The 13,950-nt window shown below is 42.4% G+C and carries 11 protein-coding genes and 1 pseudogene; 5 read left to right on the forward strand and 7 right to left on the reverse strand.

What is annotated here, in order from left to right; genetic code table 11:
• Window positions 1–368 precede the first annotated feature (368 nt).
• Both V7K21_RS28775 and V7K21_RS28780 read left to right on the forward strand, forming a co-directional pair.
• Entirely contained in the window at window positions 369–1,979 is a 1,611-nt protein-coding gene (locus V7K21_RS28775) for a hypothetical protein (RefSeq protein ID WP_335179251.1), read from the forward strand.
• A 256-nt stretch (window positions 1,980–2,235) separates the two neighbouring features.
• Window positions 2,236–2,481, forward strand: a complete 246-nt coding sequence (locus V7K21_RS28780; protein WP_335179253.1) for a hypothetical protein — start codon at window positions 2,236–2,238, stop codon at window positions 2,479–2,481.
• A 205-nt stretch (window positions 2,482–2,686) separates the two neighbouring features.
• Here V7K21_RS28780 and V7K21_RS28785 read toward each other — a convergent pair.
• Window positions 2,687–2,934 (reverse strand): annotated as a pseudogene (locus tag V7K21_RS28785) (hypothetical protein).
• Between the two features lie 161 nt (window positions 2,935–3,095).
• Here V7K21_RS28785 and V7K21_RS28790 point away from each other — a divergent pair.
• Window positions 3,096–3,680, forward strand: a complete 585-nt coding sequence (locus V7K21_RS28790) for an NADPH-dependent FMN reductase (protein WP_335179254.1) — start codon at window positions 3,096–3,098, stop codon at window positions 3,678–3,680.
• Window positions 3,681–3,685: 5 nt separating this feature from the next.
• Here V7K21_RS28790 and V7K21_RS28795 read toward each other — a convergent pair whose 3' ends face one another.
• The 3 genes from V7K21_RS28795 to V7K21_RS28805 all read right to left on the reverse strand — a co-directional run bounded on the left by V7K21_RS28795 (window position 3,686) and on the right by V7K21_RS28805 (window position 5,763).
• The gene (locus V7K21_RS28795; protein WP_335179255.1) at window positions 3,686–4,057 is read right to left on the reverse strand and encodes a TSUP family transporter; all 372 of its coding nucleotides are present in this window, start codon (window positions 4,055–4,057) and stop codon (window positions 3,686–3,688) included.
• Window positions 4,058–4,081: 24 nt separating this feature from the next.
• On the reverse strand, window positions 4,082–5,047 hold the full coding sequence (locus V7K21_RS28800; protein ID WP_335179256.1) for an acetamidase/formamidase family protein: 966 nt from the start codon (window positions 5,045–5,047) through the stop codon (window positions 4,082–4,084).
• Window positions 5,048–5,142: 95 nt separating this feature from the next.
• Window positions 5,143–5,763 (reverse strand): hypothetical protein, encoded by a 621-nt coding sequence (locus V7K21_RS28805; RefSeq protein WP_335179257.1) that lies wholly within the window; start codon window positions 5,761–5,763, stop codon window positions 5,143–5,145.
• Window positions 5,764–6,031: 268 nt separating this feature from the next.
• On the opposite strand from V7K21_RS28805, the gene V7K21_RS28810 reads away from it, so the two are divergent.
• Together V7K21_RS28810 and V7K21_RS28815 are read left to right on the forward strand one after the other, a co-directional pair.
• Window positions 6,032–7,264, forward strand: a complete 1,233-nt coding sequence (locus V7K21_RS28810; protein WP_335179259.1) for a DUF4336 domain-containing protein — start codon at window positions 6,032–6,034, stop codon at window positions 7,262–7,264.
• 463 nt (window positions 7,265–7,727) lie between these two features.
• Complete coding sequence (locus V7K21_RS28815) at window positions 7,728–8,804, forward strand: AI-2E family transporter (protein WP_335179261.1); 1,077 nt, start codon at window positions 7,728–7,730, stop codon at window positions 8,802–8,804.
• A 94-nt stretch (window positions 8,805–8,898) separates the two neighbouring features.
• On the opposite strand, the gene V7K21_RS28820 is transcribed toward V7K21_RS28815, so the two are convergent.
• The 3 genes from V7K21_RS28820 to V7K21_RS28830 all read right to left on the reverse strand — a co-directional run bounded on the left by V7K21_RS28820 (window position 8,899) and on the right by V7K21_RS28830 (window position 13,875).
• Entirely contained in the window at window positions 8,899–10,233 is a 1,335-nt protein-coding gene (locus tag V7K21_RS28820; RefSeq protein ID WP_335179262.1) for a GTPase family protein, read from the reverse strand.
• A gap of 706 nt (window positions 10,234–10,939) precedes the next feature.
• On the reverse strand, window positions 10,940–11,170 hold the full coding sequence (locus tag V7K21_RS28825; RefSeq protein WP_335179264.1) for a hypothetical protein: 231 nt from the start codon (window positions 11,168–11,170) through the stop codon (window positions 10,940–10,942).
• A 50-nt stretch (window positions 11,171–11,220) separates the two neighbouring features.
• Window positions 11,221–13,875 carry a PAS domain-containing hybrid sensor histidine kinase/response regulator gene (locus V7K21_RS28830; protein WP_335179266.1) on the reverse strand — a complete coding sequence of 885 codons (2,655 nt, stop codon included), beginning with the start codon at window positions 13,873–13,875 and terminating at the stop codon, window positions 11,221–11,223.
• Window positions 13,876–13,950 lie beyond the last annotated feature (75 nt).

Genomic DNA, 13,950 nt, shown 5'->3' on the forward strand with positions numbered 1-13,950 from the left:
CAGTCATACTCTGCGTATTTTTCTGCGCCAGCGTTTTGGTATTGATGTTCTTACTTTTGAACAGCATCCTGTGGCTTAATTCACATAAGGCGTATCATATACCATAGTCATGTGGTCTTGATTACCAAGTCATTTGAAGTAGTGTCTCCAGCCTCTATCTTCAGTATTTTTACTTCAAGTAGCCGAATATTTTAAAGCAGCAATTCCCAGAGCTTACTACTTCCGTATATAGGTTAAAAAATATTAACTATGTAAAAGTAGTCAAGATTTTTCACTAAGATATTTTTTTGATCTGAAGTCAGAAATTCTTAAATTTGTTGTTTTCTTGTGAAAGGCTAATTCTACAAATATTAATAAAGGGAGCAATCATGAGTCGTTTTAATGTTAAAAACATTGTTTCTAACATGTTTGTTGTAGCAGCTTACGTCGCGTTTTGCTTGCCAACAGCCTCACTTGCCAATAAACCCAAACCAATTCAGGTCATTCTCGACACCGATGGTGCGTTTGAGTCTTCCTATGCAACCTTGGTTCTTGCCCTTGCCTCCAGTCAATCTTCGCCGCCTGTTAAGTTAGTTGGAGTAACAACATCACCCACTGGAGAAGCTTACTGCAACAATTCTAACGCCTATCCAAATTTGAAGCGAGATTTGTTAGGGAATTTTAGTCCTGAAGAGGGAGACGTTAATGGTTTAACACAAAAGATTTTGTCAATCGCTCACTATAATGAAGCAAAAATTTATTCTGGCTGTGACGAGAGCGTTGCCGTAATTTCTGTTCCAAGTCAAGCTGATGACTATGGAAGACCGCTGCCAAACGCGAAGTTTACAAGTTTTCGCTTTCAGCTTCCTTACGGTGGAAAAAAGGCGTTTGAGCCTTGTTTATTTCACCAAGAGTTTAAGTTTTCTCAAAATGATGTTGTCTGTTGGAACGAGTTTAATCGGCCATTTCGGGATGAAACGTTCAAATATGTCCTTCCCACAGCTCAAAATATTTTAAACAAGTATAATCTGCCAGAGTTAAGCCTGATCGACCGTAAGAAAAAGGCTTCTGATTTCCTTGCCAACTCGATGTGTGCAGCTTACGTAAAACACGAGCAGCTCACAGTTCTCAGCGTTGGCCCAGGAACGAACCTGGCAAGAGCTTACGAAAAAATTGAGAATAAACCTAATAAGTACGGTTGTCCGCAATATCTGCAACTTTCTCAGTTAAAGAATGTCATTTCAACCCGATTTATCGGTGGTGTGTGGGATACCAACAAAGCCGATAATTTCGATGCAAAAGGAAATTATCGTCTGAACGAACCTTACCCAACCTGGACGTTGGGGAACATCTATTTTCAGGATGGCTCGCATATCTTTGGGGAGCATCACCTGCCGTTTCCCGGTACAAATTTTGAAAACATTCAAACCGGACAGCACAAGAAAGCTTTTAACTCGCTCAATAATGCAGAGGCCAACTTCTGGATTGATGCCGTTGCTATCAATAAAATCTTAAATTCCGGCATCCCGGCATACATTGTTCCATTAAATGCAACTGATGAGGCCAGGCTGACTGGGTTTGCTGACCGCCTGCAAAGCAATCCCCGATGTGCCACACCTCCGGCTCAGTTCATGAAGAATCTTCAGCTTTCTAATCAACCCACTCCAGGATTTTATGTGTACGACACATTATTCTTCTGGGATACTCTGGCGGCGACCAGCATTTGGAAAGATTACGTTAATTTTAAGGATTTTTCTGACCTTGAAATTACAACTTTGACAAATGGAGATCCGAAGACTGTGACGGGACAAGTACCGGTTGCGGAACTGTTTCGTCGAGATATCGGTAACCTGTTTCGGCGGGGACGCTACAACCATCCGGTCAAACTGGCGCTGTCTGCGAAACCAGCAGAAGGCGATCCTAACTTTAAAACAACGATTCAAAACTACGTAATCGGTCTTGCTTGCACGGCAGGGCGGCCGCATCATGTCAATAAGTAGAGTATATAGTCTAAACTCCAGTTGTATCTAAGTTGTTGAGAACTGTAGTTTTTGCCCTCACCCTAAATCCCTCTCCCAAGTAGGGCTACGGTGTACACACAAGTCGGAAAAACTTCATCCACCAAAGATTTGCGGTGAAACAGCGCTGCTGTTAGCGTAGCATTAGCGACGTTAGGAGCGTCACCCGAACGCAAGAGCGTCTCCGATAGGAGAAGGGTGCGTTACGTTGGCGTGACAAAGCTAAATTGTTGCAATCATGGCGATGCCTGCGGTGGGCTACGCCAACCCATTTGTTATTTCGGCGAACCCATTTGTTATTTCGGCGAACCCATTTGTTATTTCGGCGAACCCATTTGTTATTTTGGCGAACTCATTTGTTATTTCGGCGAACCCATTTGTTATTTCGGCGAACCCATTTGTTATTTCGGCGAACCCATTTGTTATTTCGGCGAACCCATTTGTTATTTCGGCGAACCCATTTGTTATTTTGGCGTCTCCATAACGCACCCTACGAAACAACTAGAAGAGTTGAAATCTATGCTGGTCATACTTCAATACGGTTCAGTTAAGGTTAAAACTTTTTGTCAAAGTCAATTTTTTAACGAACCGCGGAGGCGCAGAGGACACAGAGAGAAGGAAAAAATGCTTAACTGAACCGTATTGGGTCATACTTGTGTGTACACCGTAGCCCAAGTAGGGAGAGGGACTTATTTTTGGCTCCCCTTCTCCCAATATTGGCAGAAGGGTGGGGGATGAGGGTTTTTTCTGTTCAAACGGAAAGAACTACAGTTTTCAAGGTGGACGCGGTTTAATTGGGGTTTCGGTGGTGCTTGGTGCTGTGGAGTTTTAGTTTCCAGAATAATCACTTCCACAGCATCGCCGGCATGAAAGGGTAAACCCCGCAGCATCAGAGTTTCTCTTCAGTTAAAACGACTTCTATATTGTGAGCGTTCATATTTAAACTCTAAAAGCAGGGTTTTCAGTCTTTACTATGACTACTGTAAAATCTAACTTAGAAAAAGTTTGTAAAGAAAATCTAAAGGTAGCAAATAGCGATCGCCTGAAAACAGGATAATGCAGCTGAACAGGTTAATCCTTCCCATTCAACCTATAACTATGGTATCTACACCCAAAATCCTCGCCTTTGCTGGCAGCACCCGGATTGATTCTTACAACAAAAAATTGGCAAAAATCGCGGCGGCTGGCGCGAAGGCAGCAGGCGCAGAAGTGACTTATATAGACCTCCGCGATTTGCCACTACCTCTTTATGATGAAAATTTGGAAGCTCAAGAAGGACTACCTGCCAACGCCCGCACTTTTAAGGACTTGATGATTTCTCATCAAGGATTGCTGATTGCTTCGCCTGAATATAACAGTTCCCTAACAGCAGTTTTGAAGAATGCTATTGACTGGGCATCCCGTCCATATCCAAATGAAGCACCTTTGGCTTTGACTGCTTTTGCAGGTAAAGTCGCTAGCATTATGAGCGCTTCCCCAGGCGCTCTTGGTGGTTTGCGGGGGTTGGTTCACCTGGGCTCTATCTTGGGAAACATGAAAGTTTTGGTACTTCCTGATCAGGTAGCCGTACCCAAAGCTTATGAAGCCTTTAATGCTGATGACACGTTAAAAGATCCTAAACAGCAGCAATCTATTGAAAAGCTAGGCGATGGCTTAACAAAGATATTGCTGAAGCTTAATTAAAGTCTTTAATTTGACAGTAAATAACGAATACCTATCATTAACACAAAGATGCCATACAGCTTTTTCATTAACTCGGTGCTAATAAACGGCTGATTTGCAAACAATGCCCCGAAGAAGTTACCCACGATTAAACCAAGTGCAATAATCAAGGCATATTTGATATTAAGATGACCGTTGCGGTGGTAAACTAAGGCTGCTAAAATCCCGATTGGCAAAATTTGAGCGGCCACAGAAGTCCCTGTAGCTAACTTCTGATCCAAACCAATTACTAACACCATTGCCGGAATCATAATTGCGCCGCCACCAATACCAAACATCCCGCCAGCAACGCCAGAAACTAAACCGATTAACAACAGTTGAATAAAAATATTAGACATAAACAATGGTCGCTAAATTGCAAATTATAAATTAATATTTTTAGAAAAGATTGATTTTGGTAGCATTCCATGCACACCTTTTTGGGGACTGTTCACAACTTGAGTTATATGAAAATTTATAGCTAAACTACACAATACATAAGCATCTTCTGGCGACAAATTTATGAAGCGTTCCAGAAAATCAATCATGTTTTTTAAAGCTAGTTCTAAGGCTTCATCTAAGGTTTGAGCAAAGCCCATTGTGATGATATGAGTTGGAGTTTCGGCAATTGGTGTTATCAGTTGCAAATCCTTGCGAAGTTTGAGGGTAATTCTACCGTTCATCGAAGTTTCAATGGCGGTGACATTTACTTCGCCGTCTCCCTGTGCAGAATGTCCATCACCAATAGAAAATAATGCACCTGGTATAAAAATTGGCAAAAATAAACGAGAACCAGCTTGCAGTTCCCGATTGTCAATATTACCACCGTAAGAACCTGGTGGGACAGAAGTTCGAGAGATTTCTGGGGTAGCGACACCAAGAATTCCAAAAAACGGTTTGAGGGGAATTTTTATCCCAGCACCCGCCGGAAATTCAGCGATATTGTTTGCTAAATCTAGAGGAATGAATCTCAAAGCAGGTTGAGGAAACTGATGTGGTAAAGCTCCCCAACCTGTACGAATAGCATTAAAGCCGACAGGTAAACGAGGTGCGATCGCATTTAATTGTACTTCCAAAACATCCCCTGGTTTGGCATCGCGCACGTAAATAGGCCCTGTGAGTAAATGCGGCCCCCCAGCAATTTTGCGTTCTGGTAGAAGATTTTGGCAGATGTCGAGAAATTCTGGTGTGAGAAACTCAGGTGGTGCTTTGTCATAAACGTAGTAACCAGTATAAGTTTCTACGTCAACTGTATCGCCAGAATCAATAATGAGTGCTGGTTCTAACAGATGGGAGAAACCACCTAGATGCACGGTTTCTTTGGTAGCTTTTAAAATATAGTAAGTCATATTATATCCGCCTAATCATTACTACAAAAAACTCTCTGCATCAGAGTATCTTCCTAAATAAGTCTTCAAGCTGTTTTTCAACTGCCGTCATTCCGTCAAACCTCAGATGAAAGGATGCCTACTAGTACTCGTACCAAATCTTCTAAACCTTCAGGAACACGATAAAGTTTAATATCTTCTGTAATTAGTTTCTGTTGTCTATTGAGTGTACCAAATTTCCAGTCATCTCCATTAGTAACTGCGCCAAATAAAATTGATGATTGCTCATCTAGAGACTGATCCAGAGCAATTAATTCTACTGCTAGCTGTGTAAACCCCCTTCTGATATCTGATTGTTTTGCTTCAATCACCAATAGTGAGTTAGATTTATGTAAGTAATAATCCAAAGTACCTTCGAGCTTTTCATTAACATTAAGTGGATACTCACTATATAGTTGAGCTTTTGTTTGATCGCAGATTTCAGCAAGGATAGGAGCAATCAAAAACTCTCTGATTGATATCTCAGCCATTGGGTTAAAAAGCTTTATATTGCGCTGCAAATAATTTTGTAAAAATTCTAAATAGCTAATATCAGCAAAGTATCTTGGTAATTGTAACTCTGTGCGATCGTAGCCGTACTCAAACTCAGCCAGTACATCTATCGTTGGGTTAGGTAACAAAAAATATTGACTAAAAGTGTAACTTTGCTCAGGTTTTAAAATTCTATATTTGCTCATGATTTTTTATCGTCTATGAACCACGCCGGGAATATTACGAATTACAAATACCTAGCTTCCTTCTCACCATTCGCGTAACGTATCGGAGAAAATATGAGTATTATAAATTACTTTATAAAAAGCCATTACGTAGAGTTGCTACTGCAATACTTACGTGCGTCATTACGAATTAGGAATTGGTATGATTATCTCAACAATTTGCTAAACTCCAACTTTGTGGAGAGCAAATAAAAACAATTTGAGCAGGGAATTTGGAGGGGGTCGCAGAGTGGCTGATGATCAACGCATAGTCAATGCACAACAGATACATCCAAAAGACTTTTCATGGAGATTATGGCCTGTTGTGCCACTCTACCCATTTGGTAGGCGGCAGACAATCCGCAAAGAAGTGGTTAAGGGCACAATCTGGAATTTTGACCAGATTCAGGGCATTTTCTACGTTGTTGTGCCGATTCGCATGACTGTGGTTAAGCTCGAAGCCGGGGGTCTTCTCGTCTATGCGCCTGTTGCACCAACCCCAGAGTGTATTCGGCTTGTGAATGAGTTGGTGGCGGAACACGGGAACGTTAAATACATTATTCTGCCAACTATCTCCGCTATAGAACACAAAGTCTTCGTAGGTCCCTTCGCTAGGTACTTTGGGACTGCACAGGTGTTTGTGGCTCCCCATCAGTGGAGTTTCCCGCTAAATCTCCCCCTTAGCTGGCTTGGCTTACCCCAAAAACGCACTCAAATACTCCCAGAAGATAGTAGCAAAACACCCTTTGCTGACGAGTTTGATTATGCGATGCTGGGCCCCATCGAGCTTGGGCCTGGTCGGTTTGCGGAAGTTGCTTTTTTCCACAAGCGATCGCATACTCTTTTAATAACAGATTCTGTGCTTTCTATCCCAGAAGATCCACCTGCGATCGTTTTATTAGATCCATATCCTTTACTATTCCATGCCAAGGATCATGCTTCTGATATTGTTGCAGACATTCAAGTAAATCGCCGTAAGGGTTGGCGGCGGATCTCGTTGTTTGCTTTGTACTTTCAACCAAGCACACTAGATATACGCCAATGGAGCCAGGTATTGCAAGATGCTTTGAAAGCACCAGAACGCTCAAAGAAAGCTTATTTTGGATTGTATCCCTTTAAATGGCAGTCAGATTGGCAGCGATCGTTTGATGCGCTGCGAGGTAATGGGCGTTTGTTTGTCGCACCAATTTTACAGACGCTGATTCTCAACCGCGCACCCAAAGAAACCATTGACTGGGCTGATAAAGTTGCTAGTTGGGACTTTGAGTGGATTATTCCCTGTCACTTTGATTCACCGATTAAAGCCGAGCCGCATGAGTTTCGCCAAGCTTTCTCTTTTTTGGAAAAGCAGCCTGCTGTCAGTGGGGGTTTGTTCAGCAGTAGCAGCTATCCCTTACCAGAGGAGGATTTTAAAGCACTTAAGAACATTGATGCAGGTTTAAATAAGTTTGGCATTGTGCCAGCAGCAAAGGAGAAAGTGTAGGAGAATTTTTTGTAACTTTAAGAAAGTGATTATTGATGATTGAAATTTCTAGACCTGTGACAAATGGAATAAGACTCAAGTTAGATGATAAAATATCTGAATCAATAAAAATCACTTGTTCAAGAGGAAACATATTATGTTGAGTATACTTTAGGGTATTATTGTTGCACTGATTGCTTTTTGGGCATCAAGATTGATATTTCATATTGCTAGAAATTCAATTCATGCAGTATTACTTTTAGCTATTGGGCTTGCAATTTACAATGTTTTCAAGGTGCGTAATCTGTAAATGAATAACTCCTGACAGTCAAAATCTAGTATTCAGAAGTAAAATAGGCTTTCTGGCTGGCTTTTAGACCCAATTTGTGTACTTCAGTAACAGTAATTACGCAAAAATCGGTAAAAAACTTAATTTATCGAACCATAATTTAAATAATGATCAACAGAAGAATAAGTGACAGTAATGGCGAATCCTAGAAATACAGACAGTGGATGGTCGCAGTTAACTCGTGGTGCACCATTGGCAGTAATGGTAGCTGTGGTACTCTACATCCTATACCAACTTTTACCAGTATTAGAACTTTTAACTATTGCAGCATTGATTGCTTTAATTTTGCGAACGCTATTACGGTTTTTGCAAAAGTTAGTCAAATCACAGGATCTTGCTGTTCTGTTATTAATTGGATTAATTGTCGGATTTATTGTAGTATTAGCTACTGTAGTCCTACCTAGTGTGACGTTTGAGTCTCAAAAATTAATAAAAACATTACCAACTTATCTCAATAGATTGACAGGAGATGTTGAGCAACTACGTCAGAGATTCAGTTTTATTCCGGACATTTCCCAAGCACTAATACAACTACGGAACTTGACCGACCAGTTACTGGCCGGAGTACCAGTTTTCTTAGGTGAAGCTTTGAGTTTAACTGTGGAGTTGGTAGCGACGTTAATTCTAGCGCTTTATATGGCTTACGATCCTAATTCCTTAGTGAAAGGGATTTTAAGATTAGTACCAAGGCGACATCATCCGCGGTTTAAACGAATTCTTAAGGCTTGCGAGACAAGATTGCGGGGCTGGATTTTTGGGACAGGGATAGCGATGATATTTCTGGGTGTTGGAGCAGCCTTTGGACTTTTGATTTTGGGGATTCCGTCAGCCCTACCATTTGGGATTATTGCAGGTTTATTTGAAATAATTCCTTACTTTGGTTCGATTATTGGTGCTTTTTTACCAGCATTAATAGCACTGAGTATTTCACCACTAAAGCTAGTATTTGTGGTGATACTTTTCTTTATAATGAATCAAGTAGATGCCCATGTTGTTCAGCCAGTGGTGATGGGTCAGCAAGTTAATATTCACCCGGTAATGGTGATTGTGACATTTCTGGTAATGGGTAAGTTATTTGGATTTATTGGTATACTGCTTGCAGTGCCTGCGGCAGCGGTGATAATTACGCTGATTGATGAGTTTACGCTTGAAGAACCGACTTTAGAGCAAGTAGCAATTGAAAGTAAGACAGATGTGAAATTGAGCGACTAAATGAGCAATTATTCAGCTAACTATTAAAAGCCATAGTTGATCAAGGTAAACGCACATGATTTCCGAAAAGCCTGCTGATAAGGATTATTGAGTCTTAACGTTTGATTCCCTTAAACCGTTCTTGTGCCGCCTGGAACGCTTCTTGCATCACCAACTGAATTTTTTGGGGATCAGGTTTCTTACCTCCCATTAAATCACCAAAGTAAACGCAGGCTGCTTCCCCTAGTGCCCAGGTATAGGCGGCTGCCCAAGAGGCTGCGATCGCACTACCAAAACCTGGTATAAATTTAATTAACTCCCGGGCAATTGCCTGTGCTAAAAAACCACCTGCGATCGCACTCACAACGCCTCCCGCCTGAGATGGCGTAAGTGTCTGCCCATATAATTTGCCCAACAGACCCACCATTGATCCTTGCAAGGCAGTGAGTACGGGCATTGTGGCAAATGGCAGAGGTACAGCGGCGGCGGTGGCAGACATAATCGCAAATGGCAAAATATAACGGCGGGCAGCATCTCGGTAAAGGTTACCAAGTTGCTTACCAGTTTCTTCTTGATCCAATAGCTGATAAATCGCCTGGGCTTCGGCTTCTGGGAGTAATTCTGCCAGGGAATCTCGCAGTGCTTCTAAGCCATAAAATACCGGAGTGTAGCCATCTTCTTCTAGGGTAAAGTCAATTAGTACAGAGCGGTCAGTTATTTTTGCGAAGGCTTGCTGCATTGCGGCAAATGCGCGGTTAACTTCCTGATAATCTGGCGGATAGGCAGGATGATCGACGATATCGCCAGGATAAACCTCATGCAAGCAAGTAACTACCAGCAGACAGGGAATATTTGGATACTGCTGGCGCAACTGTTGAGCAATTTGTCGTAGCGTGTCAGTTGCAAAATCATTGATTTTAACTGTCAGAAGCAGAATTCTAGCGGAACGAGTCTCTTTTTTTAAATCGCCAACTAACTCTTGAATAATTGCCTGAGTATCTTGTTTAACATCACCCAGTCCGACCGTATCAGTAAAAATCAGTAACGGCAGGTCATTGGAAGGATAGGCATAGCGTTGGGTATGTTGCGTGTGGGGACGAAATCCCTGACCAACAATATCGGCAGATACTCCTGTCAATCCCCGGACAATTGAACTTTTTCCAGCTTGGGGTTTACCAATCACGAGGGCTTCTGTGGTTGGCAGTTCGGCTCGGACTTTCTCTAAAATCTCTGCAACCTGAGCCTCGCTTACACTAAACCATTCAACAACCGTTTGTGCCACTTGTTCTACGGGTAAGAGTTGCGTCAAGCGTGTTGTTGCATTGTTCCAGACACCAGCAATGCGGTTTGTCCAGGAATTATCGACCGACTTGGTTGTTGCTGCATCAGTCGGTTTACTCAATTGCTGAGAATCAGTTGACGGTGAGTCAGCATCACGTTGCTCAGTCATTTCTATGCAAACGGTAGATAGCTGTCTTTAATTTAGGACACTTCATGGTGTTTAAGATTGAAATTGTTAATAGAGAAGACCTTTTTACTCATTTTATAGCGATTCTCATGCATGATAACCAGTATCGTTAGTAGTGTTATAAATCTGGGCGATCGCGTTCTGGAGGTAATACGCTTAGGTTAAGGTTAAAACTCTTTATCAAAGTCAATTTTTTTAACGTAGACGCAAAGCGGCTTCCCGCAGGGTACCGCAGAGGCGCCGAGAACACAGAGAGAAGGAAAAAATGCTTAACTCAACTGTATTGGTTCTAGAGGTAGCAGTGGCTCACACTCCTAGAACACCAATTCAGTAATTCTGGAAGAACCTCTCCCTCAACCCCTCTTTGAAACGGAGCTACGGTGTACACACAAGTCGAATTACCCCCTTAATCCCACGCCACTTACTACAACGCAGGGAACCTCCGCAACGCAGTGGCTCCCCTTTTAAAGGTGGGAAACAGGAAATCCAGTTCCCTCACGCCACATGCTACCCTGCGGGAACGCTAAGAGCGAACAAGTCGGGCATTCATTGCCCGCCCAACGCAGTGGCTCCCCAATGCATCGGGGAGGGTTAGGGTGGGGTAAAACCTTGATTAATCATCAGCTATTTCAGAGTTGTGTATATACTGTAGCTCCGTTTAAAAAAGGAGAGTTTGGCTTCCCCAACCCTACAAAGGTTGGGGGGTTGGTTTTTGATTACTGAATCGATGTTCTACACGAACCGTCGCCGTAGAAGAACGGTAGCACCAGCAAATTATTGTATCGGCTGACAATGTGATTGCATCGGCTGACAATGCGATTGCATCGACTGACAATGTGATTGCATCGACTGACAATGTGATTGCATCGACTGACAATGCGATTGCATCGACTGACAATGCGATTGCATCGACTGACAATGTTAATACAACACTAAAGTTATGAAAAGCCTCTGGGACGCTTACCTGTATCAGCTTGGCTCAATTAAATCAGCGATCGCTTTCAGCAATACATCTGGATCTACTGGTTTAGAAATATGCATTTGAAATCCTGCTGTTAACGCTTGCTGTTGATTCATTTCCCCTGCATAAGCCGTCAAAGCGATCGCTGGTACGTTTCCTCCTTGTTGAGGCGATCGCGCCCTCACTTCCCGCATCAGCATATAACCGTCTGTCTTTGGCATTCCAATATCGCTAATTAAAACATCTGGTATCGACTTAGATAGCGCTTGTAATGCTTCCTGTGCTGAGGATACGGCGGTTACTTCTGCACCGTAGTCTTGTAAAATAAAGGTAATTAAGTCACGGATATCGGGTTCATCGTCTACGACCAAAATTTGAGTGTTTGAAAGGAGCGAGGATTCCGGCTCACAATCTAAAGACTCATTCTCTTCACACCTGACATCTTCACTTCTGACTAAAAGGGGTAGTTCAACAGTGAAGGTTGCACCCGATCCTTCTCCAGGACTTTCGGCTTGAACTTTTCCCCCATGCATTTCTACAATCTTACGCACGATCGCTAATCCTAAACCTAATCCACCAAATGTCCGAGTAGTTGTGCTATCAGCTTGGCGAAAGTAATCGAACACATAAGACAAGAAGTCTGGCGAAATTCCCTTACCTGTATCGCTGACCTGAATTTGAGCTTGGTTAGCAGCTTCCATGAGTCGAATTTCTACCCGTCCTCCTGTTGGTGTAAATTTTACTGCATTGGAGAGCAAGTTCCATACAACTTGTTGCAGCCGATTTGGGTCGCCCATCACTTGTCTTAAAGTGGGATCAACTATAGTCTGAATTTGAATTGATCTAACTTGTGCCGCTAGTTGTACTGTCTTTAGTGCTGCTTCAACCACCATTACCAAGCTTACCGGACAGATATTCAAGTTTAATTTTCCTTGGAGGATGCGAGACACATCCAACAAATCTTCAATTAGCTGGGTTTGTAATTTAGCGTTGCGTTCAATGGTTTCCAAAGCGTGATTAGTGGTTTTTTCATCAAACTTGCGAGTCCGCAGCATTTTCGACCATCCCAGAAGGGAGTTAAGTGGGGTTCGCAGTTCATGGGAGAGAACCCCCAAAAATTCATTTTTGATTTTGTTGGCGATTTCTGCTTGTTGGCGTGCTGTTTTTTCGCGTTCGAGGAGGCGATCGCATTCTTTCTCGGCTGATTTGCGATCGCTAATATCCAGTACAAAAGCAACACAATTATCCTGGGAGTCATTCAGCAAGGCTATCCCCAAAACAATTGGGACTCGCTTCCCGTTGCGGTGGAGGTACTCTTTCTCATAAATACTGGAAACTCCAGTGGCTTGCACTTCCAAGAGGGCGCGATCGTCTAAATCTTTATACTCGACAGGAGTAAGTTCTCTCCAATTAATTCTATCTAAGGTGGCAAACTGATCACGAGTGTAGCCAGCTAGTTGAAGAAAGGCATCATTGGCATCAATAATAAAGCCATCCACATTCCAAAAAGCGACCCCGATCAGATTAGATTCAAATAAACGCCGGAATCGCGCTTCACTTTCACGTAATGATTTTTCTGCCCGTTTGCGTTCGGTAATATCGTGATAAACACTAATTACGCCTTCAAGAGTTTGATTAGAACTCCGTAATGCCGTGAGGATGTATTCATAATAATGTACTCCATCAGCGGTAAGATATTCACACTCATCCTTAATCGGCTGCCCAGTTTTCATCACTGCTTGTCGTTGATTATCTACCTGCTCTACAAGGTCTGTAGGTAAATCCAGTTCTTGCAAAGTTTTTCCGATGATATCCTGGGGCTTTAAGCCTAGTAGAGTAGCTCCATCACGACTGACATACTGATAGCAACCTCGGCGATTAAAGATATAAATGTGATCGACTGATGCAGTGAGGATAGCATTTAAAATATTTGCCTGTTCTTGGACTTGGGTTGTTAGTTCACGAGTACTTTCTTCTGCCTGCTTGCACACAGTAGTTTCCATACAAACTCCGATCATTCGCACCGCTTGTCCCTGAGCGTCATAAATAAATTTTCCCTTAGCAGAAATCCAATGTACAGTTTGATCTAATCGAACTATACGATATTCATTGCTGTAGTCAGTCTTTTGTCTTAAAGCCTGGGCAATAACTTGCATTACAGATTGCCTGTCTTCACGATAAACGCACTTCAGAAACGCCTCATAAGTGCCCTCAAAACTTCCTGGAAGCAGACCAAAAAGCACTTCATGATTTTCAGACCAGATAACTTGATTGCTAACAATATTCCAATCCCACAAGCCCATCTGGGAAGCATCTAAAGCTAGCCTCAGCCGTTCTTCACTCTCCCTCAAAGAAACTTCTACCTGCTGTTGCTGTGCAATTTCTTGTTGGAGTTGCTGTAAACTCACTGCCACATCTGTTGGGAGATTAAAGGCTGTGGATATTCCCTGTTGAATATCCGATTTAATGCCATACTCGACAACTTTAATCTGGGGATTCTGTGTTGCTATTGCCAGTTCTGTTTCTAGTTTCGTTAGTTGTTCTTCAAGCGCTGCTTGCCTTTCTTGATAAGATATTTCTGATTGCTCTAACTCAGCCACACGCTGCCGCATAACTGCTAATTCATCAGTGACTTGAAAGTTAGTTTTATCAACATTTGACATCTTATACACTGCTCATAACTCAACAATACCGATTTGAAGAGTAGGCATCCTCTAGCTTTAGCAGTATGGGTTTTT

Source organism: Nostoc sp. (assembly GCF_036919595.1).
GTDB lineage: Bacteria > Cyanobacteriota > Cyanobacteriia > Cyanobacteriales > Nostocaceae > Nostoc.

Coding starts and splice junctions, on each gene's coding strand:
- V7K21_RS28775 (WP_335179251.1), top strand. CDS start 369: ATGAGTCGTTTTAATGTTAAAAACATTGTTTCTAACATGTTTGTTGTA.
- V7K21_RS28780 (WP_335179253.1), top strand. CDS start 2,236: ATGGCGATGCCTGCGGTGGGCTACGCCAACCCATTTGTTATTTCGGCG.
- V7K21_RS28790 (WP_335179254.1), top strand. CDS start 3,096: ATGGTATCTACACCCAAAATCCTCGCCTTTGCTGGCAGCACCCGGATT.
- V7K21_RS28795 (WP_335179255.1), bottom strand. CDS start 4,057: ATGTCTAATATTTTTATTCAACTGTTGTTAATCGGTTTAGTTTCTGGC.
- V7K21_RS28800 (WP_335179256.1), bottom strand. CDS start 5,047: ATGACTTACTATATTTTAAAAGCTACCAAAGAAACCGTGCATCTAGGT.
- V7K21_RS28805 (WP_335179257.1), bottom strand. CDS start 5,763: ATGAGCAAATATAGAATTTTAAAACCTGAGCAAAGTTACACTTTTAGT.
- V7K21_RS28815 (WP_335179261.1), top strand. CDS start 7,728: ATGGCGAATCCTAGAAATACAGACAGTGGATGGTCGCAGTTAACTCGT.
- V7K21_RS28820 (WP_335179262.1), bottom strand. CDS start 10,233: ATGACTGAGCAACGTGATGCTGACTCACCGTCAACTGATTCTCAGCAA.
- V7K21_RS28830 (WP_335179266.1), bottom strand. CDS start 13,875: ATGTCAAATGTTGATAAAACTAACTTTCAAGTCACTGATGAATTAGCA.